The sequence below is a fragment of the Campylobacter sp. 10_1_50 genome, assembly GCF_000238755.1.
In the GTDB taxonomy this organism is placed as follows: Bacteria; Campylobacterota; Campylobacteria; order Campylobacterales; family Campylobacteraceae; genus Campylobacter_A; species Campylobacter_A concisus_R.
Map to the genome: position 1 here is coordinate 357,696 of NZ_JH414887.1, position 6,130 is coordinate 363,825.

Annotated in this window: 7 protein-coding genes; 6 read left to right on the forward strand and 1 reads right to left on the reverse strand. The window is 41.3% G+C overall.

Features of this window, described 5'->3' with window-relative positions:
• Positions 1–3: 3 nt before the first annotated feature.
• Genes HMPREF1019_RS01750 through modD form a run of 6 tightly spaced genes read left to right on the forward strand, consistent with a single transcriptional unit; the run spans position 4 to position 5,272 of the window.
• A complete protein-coding gene (locus HMPREF1019_RS01750) occupies positions 4–318 on the forward strand; it encodes a hypothetical protein (RefSeq protein ID WP_009293949.1) in 315 nt (104 codons plus the stop codon).
• Positions 318–632, forward strand: a complete 315-nt coding sequence (locus HMPREF1019_RS01755; protein WP_009293950.1) for a hypothetical protein — start codon at positions 318–320, stop codon at positions 630–632. Before HMPREF1019_RS01750 ends, HMPREF1019_RS01755 begins: the two co-directional genes overlap by 1 nt.
• Positions 601–2,691, forward strand: a complete 2,091-nt coding sequence (locus HMPREF1019_RS01760; protein ID WP_009293951.1) for a heavy metal translocating P-type ATPase — start codon at positions 601–603, stop codon at positions 2,689–2,691. Before HMPREF1019_RS01755 ends, HMPREF1019_RS01760 begins: the two co-directional genes overlap by 32 nt.
• Before the next feature lie 14 nt (positions 2,692–2,705).
• Positions 2,706–4,169: an alanine/glycine:cation symporter family protein gene (locus HMPREF1019_RS01765; RefSeq protein WP_034901006.1), complete on the forward strand. Its 1,464-nt coding sequence runs from the start codon at positions 2,706–2,708 to the stop codon at positions 4,167–4,169.
• A 10-nt stretch (positions 4,170–4,179) separates the two neighbouring features.
• Positions 4,180–4,437, forward strand: coding sequence for a hypothetical protein (locus HMPREF1019_RS01770; protein ID WP_009293953.1), 258 nt, complete (start codon positions 4,180–4,182; stop codon positions 4,435–4,437).
• A 1-nt stretch (position 4,438) separates the two neighbouring features.
• The gene (gene modD, locus HMPREF1019_RS01775; protein ID WP_009293954.1) at positions 4,439–5,272 is read left to right on the forward strand and encodes a ModD protein; all 834 of its coding nucleotides are present in this window, start codon (positions 4,439–4,441) and stop codon (positions 5,270–5,272) included.
• 671 nt (positions 5,273–5,943) lie between these two features.
• Here the strand turns inward: modD and HMPREF1019_RS01780 are convergent.
• On the reverse strand, positions 5,944–6,130 hold a 187-nt coding region (locus HMPREF1019_RS01780; protein ID WP_009293955.1), incomplete at its 5' end, for a hypothetical protein.

Here is a 6,130-nt window from a genome sequence, read left to right on the forward strand (position 1 = left end):
AGAATGCAAGAAAATAGTCTTTTTACACTTTCAAATACAAGACTTCCATTTGATCACTTCATCAGTGGAGCCTTGATCGCTGGCATGGGTGCGGCTGCGCTTGGCTTTAGCGACTATCTAAACAACAGAGCGACTAAAAAAGATGTCGCTAAAAAGATAGCAAAATACGCCGTAACTGGCGGTTTTGTAGGTGCTGTTGGCATTCATGCTTCAAATTTGATAGCACAAAAAAAATATCTAAACGCAGCAGCTTTTACTGCAGCTGGCATCGGCGGTCTTTTGATAGCTGAAGAACTAATAAAATTGGAGAGTAAATAATGAATAACCCTTATATCAATGAAGAAAACGCAAGTGCGGTAAATAATACTGCAGCAACTCAGCCAAGTGCGGTTGATAATGCGATAAACAATGCAGCTCAAAATTTACCATTTGTGCCTGAAAATTTTAACGCAGCTGGCTTTGTAAAAGGCCTACTTTTAGGCGGCATAGCAGCTTATGTGCTAACTAATCCAAAAGCACAAGAGTGCGTATTTAAAGCGATCATCAAAGGTGGCGAGCTAATAAACGCTGGCATAGAAGAACTAAAAGAGCGTTTTGAAGATGTCAAAGCTGAACTTGACTCACAAAAATAAGGTCACTCTAGCTCACAAGAGCAAAAATAGAGCGAGGTTTATTTGCGAGAGCCTAAACGCTAGAAGCGATGTTAGCGCCATAGAGGCTGCGATCTCAGAGCGAACCGATGCAAAAAGCGTGCGTGTAAATAAATACGCAAAGAGCATCGTTGTCGAGTTTGATAAGAGCTATGAGAAAATTTTAGATTTTATAAAAAGCTATGATTTTCCAACCAAGCCAAAAGATGAGAGCCTGCCTAGCAAAGCAAATATCTACAAAGCTGCTGCTGCACTTGGTGTAACGCCATTTATGAGTAATAAAACTCTAAAATCAGCCGTGACTCTTTACGCCACAGCTCCAAATTTAATAGAAGGCGCAAAAGAGCTAAGGCATGAGGGCATCACCTCAAAAGTGCTTGAAGCAACAGCTATTGGCACAAGCCTTGCAATGGGCGATCATTTGGCTGCAAATAGCACAAATTTGATGATAAATATCGGCGAATACATGGAAGAAAGTGCTAGCCACAGAAGTGATGATCTCATCAAAGAGCTAGCCAAACCAAACATCGAAGAGGTCTGGGTTGAGCGAAATTTAAACGGTGAAAAGACGCTTGAAAAGGTAAAAACCGAAAATTTAAAAAAAGGCGACATCGTAGTAGTCGGAGCTGGCGAGACGATAGGCGTTGATGGCTACATCGTCGAGGGCAATGCTGACGTCAATCAAGTCTCAATGACTGGAGAGGCAGAACCAGTGGCAAAAGCTAGAGGCGACCGCGTCATAAGTGGCACTGTTGTCGATGAAGGCAGGATCAAAATTTGGGCTGAAAACGTAGGTAGCGACACCGCAACCGCAAGGATCAAAGAGTACATCCAAACTTCACTTAATGAAAAATCAGCCATCGGCGTAAAAGCTCTAAAACTAGCTGATAAACTAGTGCCGGTCACACTCTCTCTTGCTGGGCTTTCGTATGTTATAAATAAAAATATGAACAGCGTTGCAAGCGTGCTTCAAGCTGATTACTCTTGTGCGCTTAAGCTTGCTACGCCAGTTGCGTTTAAGTCAAGCATCTCAAAAGCTGGCAGAAACGGCATCCTCATAAAAGGTGCAAAGGCGATCGAGGCTCTAAGCTCGGTTGATACATTTGTCTTTGACAAAACCGGCACTCTAACTCACGGACGCCTAAGTGTGGTTGAAATTTACTCTTTTAAAGATGGATTTTCAGAGGCTGATATCTTAAATTTAACCGCAAGTGCCGAGGAACACTACTTCCACCCAGTAGCTGAAGCGATAGTTGAGGCTGCAAACAAGCGTGGATTTAGCCACATCCACCACGACGAGGTTGAATTTATCGTGGCTCACGGTGTAAAAACTGCGATGCACGGCAAAGAGGTCGTTATCGGCAGTAGGCACTTTTTAGAAGACGATGAGATGATAAGCTTTAAAGCTCACGAAACGCTTATAAATAAGGCTTTGCAAAGCGGTTTAACCCTGCTTTATGTAGGATACGACAAAGAGCTTGTTGGCGTCATAGCCATGAAAGATGATATGAGAGCAAACGCTAAAGATATGGTGGCAAAACTACGAAATCTTGGCGTGAAAGAGATAGTTATGCTAAGTGGCGACATAAAGAGCAAAGCTGAAGAGGTAGCGCGCGAGCTGGGGCTTGACAGGGTCTATGCTGAGTGCTTGCCAACTGATAAAGCAGCGATCATCGAAGAGCTAAAGAGTGAGGGCAAAAAGGTCGCTTTTGTAGGTGATGGCATAAATGACGCGCCAAGCTTAACAAAAGCAAATGTTGGCATAAGCATGCACAAAGGTGCTGATATCGCTAAAGCAACAGCTGATATAAGCCTTTTAAAAGATGACATCATGAGCGTAGCGCTTGCAAAAGAGCTTGCTAATAAAACTATGAAGTTAATTAGCTCAAATTTCCGCTCGACCGTTGGCGTAAATACAGCCATACTAAGTGCCGCAACGCTTGGCATGCTAAATCCAATAGCAACTGCCATGCTTCACAATGGCACGACGATCTGGCTTCTGCTCAACTCAATGAAGGGCGTGAAGATCAAGTCAAAATAAATTTGAAAGGATAGATGGTGTTTGAGAATTTCTTAAACTTTTTAAACGGCAAAATGGATGTAGCCAACGACTTTTTATATGGATATTTTTTGGTTATCATCCTTGTAGCTTCAGGAATTTACTTTAGCTACCTTACCCGTTTTGTGCAGTTTAGGATGTTCTTTGAAGCTTGCAGAGTTCTGGTAGAGAAAAAGGACAAGTATAACAAGCACCATCTAACGCCGTTTCAAGCACTGATGATATCGACTGCTTCGCGTGTCGGCATCGGCAACATCGCTGGAATTTCAGCTGCCATCGTCGCAGGTGGTCCAGGAGCACTTTTTTGGATGTGTTTGATGGCATTTTTAGGCTCAGCTTCAGCCTTTATCGAGAGCACTTTGGCTCAAATTTATAAGACCAAAGATGTCTTTGGCTTTAAAGGCGGACCGGCTTATTACATAAAAAACGGACTTGGCATAAAGTGGCTTGGTTCTTTGTTTGCCATCATCCTTATCATCACCTATGCTTATGGTTTTAATGGGCTTCAAAGCTACACCATGACCTCTGCTTTTGAAATTTACTACGACAAAGCAGGCAGCAACATCACCTTTGCGCAAAGTGGCTTGCCTATTGGCATCGGGCTTATCCTTACAGCATTTACAGCTGTGATGTTTTTTAGCAAGAGCCATATCATCGGCAAAGTTAGCTCATATATCGTGCCTTTCATGGCGCTTACTTACATCTTGCTAGCTATCATCGCGATCGTTTTAAATTTCAAAGAAATTCCAGCCGTCATCAAGATGATCATAGAAAGCGCCTTTGATTTTAAAGCGATCTTTGGTGGATTTGCTGGAAGCGTGATCGTAATAGGCATAAAAAGAGGACTTTTCTCAAACGAGGCTGGCATGGGCTCAGCGCCAAACGCAGCGGCTGCGGCGCACACAAGCCACCCAGTCAAACAAGGGCTAGTGCAAGCAATGGCTGTCTTTATCGATATGACGATATGCGTCGCCTCTGGTATGATCGTGCTTTTTTCTCAGGCATATCTTACAAAACAAACTGGCGTAAGTGGCGAAGTGCTAACCGCCCTACCTCTCGTTCAAGCAGCAATGAAAGAGTATTTTGGCGACTTTGGGCTACACTTTACGACCCTTGCAGTAGTGCTATTTGCCATCACATCGCTCATCGGCAACTACTACTACGCACAGGCAAATATGAAATTTCTAACAAAAAGTAAAAATTTAACTCTAGCATTTAAGATCACTGCAGTGATTATGATATTTATAGGCGCTCAGATGAACTTAAAACTAGCTTGGAATATCGCTGATATCACGATGGCCGCTATGGCTACGATAAATATCATCGCCATTTTCTTACTATCAAAAGTGGTGATAATAGCGATAAGAGACTACGAAGCTCAAAGAAAAGCTGGTAAAAATCCAGAATTTGACCCAGAGAGTCTAGGCATCAAAAATACAAGCTGCTGGGGCAAAAACTAAAGGAGAAAATTTGGGAAAAGATATAAAGATAAGCGGCAAACTGCTAGATCTAAACACTCATAGACAAGTAGCAAAGGTCGGCATGAGCGTCACTTTGGCATCTGTTTGCCTAAGCGCACTTTTTATGAAAAATAGATCTGTTAAAAAATTCCACGTAGCTTCTGGCATCGCATTTACATGCTTTGCGCTTTACCACGCTGGACTTTACGACAACGGCATCTTTAAAAAGATGATCGTAAAAGCAAAAACCGCTTCAAAAAAGGCATAAAATGAGACTAAGCGACGCTGAAATTTTAGACTACATCAATGAGGATCTACCCTACTTTGACCTCACAACGTCGCTTCAAGATATCGATAAAAAAGCCTCGCTTGAAATTTACTCGCGTGATGAAATTTGCGTTAGCTGTGTAGATGTGGCAGCAAGCATAGCAAGGCTACTTGGCTGCGAGAGCGAAATTTTTGTCAAAAACTCTCAAATTTGCAAGGCTGGCGATGTGATCATAAAAATTTATGGTAGCTACGAAGATGTGCATAAGGCTTGGAAACTGGCTCAAGTCGCACTAGAATATGCTAGCGCCATCGCAACCTACACAAACAAAACAGTAAAAGCTGCAAAAAGCGTCAATGAAAAATGCGAAGTCTTAGCAACCAGAAAGAGCTTCCCATTTGCGAAGAAATTTTGCGTAAAAGCCGTGCTTGAAGGCGGTGGCGGTATGCACAGACTTGGACTTAGCGACAGCGTTCTTTTCTTCAAAAACCACATAAAAGCCTACGCTAGCTTTGATGAATTTCTGTCACATTTGCCAGAATTTAAAGCCAAAATGGTCGAGCGAAAGATCTGCGTCGAGGCTGAAAATTTAGATGAGGCGAACAAACTTTTGAAAGTAAAATGTGACGTCGTGCAGTGCGATAAATTTAGCCCAGAGCTTATCAAAAACGTGCTAGCTTTAAGAGATGAAATTTCACCAAATACTATGATACTAGCAGCTGGCGGCGTAAATTTATCAAATGCAAAAGATTATGCAAATGCCGATGCGATAGTCACTTCTGCGATGTATTCAAAAGGCGTTGCTGACATCAGCGCAAGACTTGAAATTTTGTAAAATTTTACAAATAAAAATACATATAATTTATATATAAAATAATAAATATCTCTAAAATTTTAGAATTTATGAGCAAATACACCATATCACTAAATTTAAACTTTCTGGAGTTTTAATTCGCATGTAGTGCAAAGCACTGAGGCATGCCACTTCTAACGTGCGAGGGGATTTTACTCGGGCTTCGCCTCGTAACTGCAAGCAGACGTGGGATTAAAGGGAGACAAGGGGACGGCTTCGTAACTTAAGTCCCCTTGTCTCCCTTTTGAATAAAAAGAAATTTACAAATTTAAAGTTGAGATTTTAAAAATAGAAATTTGCTATTTTTCAAATTTTAAAATTCCATTCACTCCTAAGAATTGACTACTGATTTTAGGTCTCGCAAAGCTTGCCACTAAAATCAGAGCCGAAATTACTCGCACATGAAATTTTAAAATTAAAGGTAAGCTTTTTAGAATAAACCGCATGCAGTGCTTCAGCACCATTGCATGCACCTTGAACGTCGTAGGGGTTGGGGGATTGTTAAGGGGGAAGGGAGCTTCTTTTCTTCGCAAGCTCGCAACTGCAAGCAGACCGTAATTCAAGCCTCTTCCCCCTTAACAATAAAATTTATAATTTGTTTTGTAGTCTTATTTAAACAAATTTGAGTTTGTTTAAAACTCTAAAGAAAGAAGTTAAAACCTCTTCTTCCTAACCTCTTCAACTATAGCTTTAGCCATCTCATCTACTTCTGATGTTACTTCATTTGCTTGGTTAGCAATTACAACATTTTCTTTTGTTAGATTATCTATTTGAGCAACTGATTGATTTATCATATTTATGCCTTCACTTTGCTCTTTGATTGATTCACTCATCTCATTT

Coding starts and splice junctions, on each gene's coding strand:
- HMPREF1019_RS01750 (WP_009293949.1), top strand. CDS start 4: ATGCAAGAAAATAGTCTTTTTACACTTTCAAATACAAGACTTCCATTT.
- HMPREF1019_RS01755 (WP_009293950.1), top strand. CDS start 318: ATGAATAACCCTTATATCAATGAAGAAAACGCAAGTGCGGTAAATAAT.
- HMPREF1019_RS01760 (WP_009293951.1), top strand. CDS start 601: ATGTCAAAGCTGAACTTGACTCACAAAAATAAGGTCACTCTAGCTCAC.
- HMPREF1019_RS01765 (WP_034901006.1), top strand. CDS start 2,706: ATGGTGTTTGAGAATTTCTTAAACTTTTTAAACGGCAAAATGGATGTA.
- modD (WP_009293954.1), top strand. CDS start 4,439: ATGAGACTAAGCGACGCTGAAATTTTAGACTACATCAATGAGGATCTA.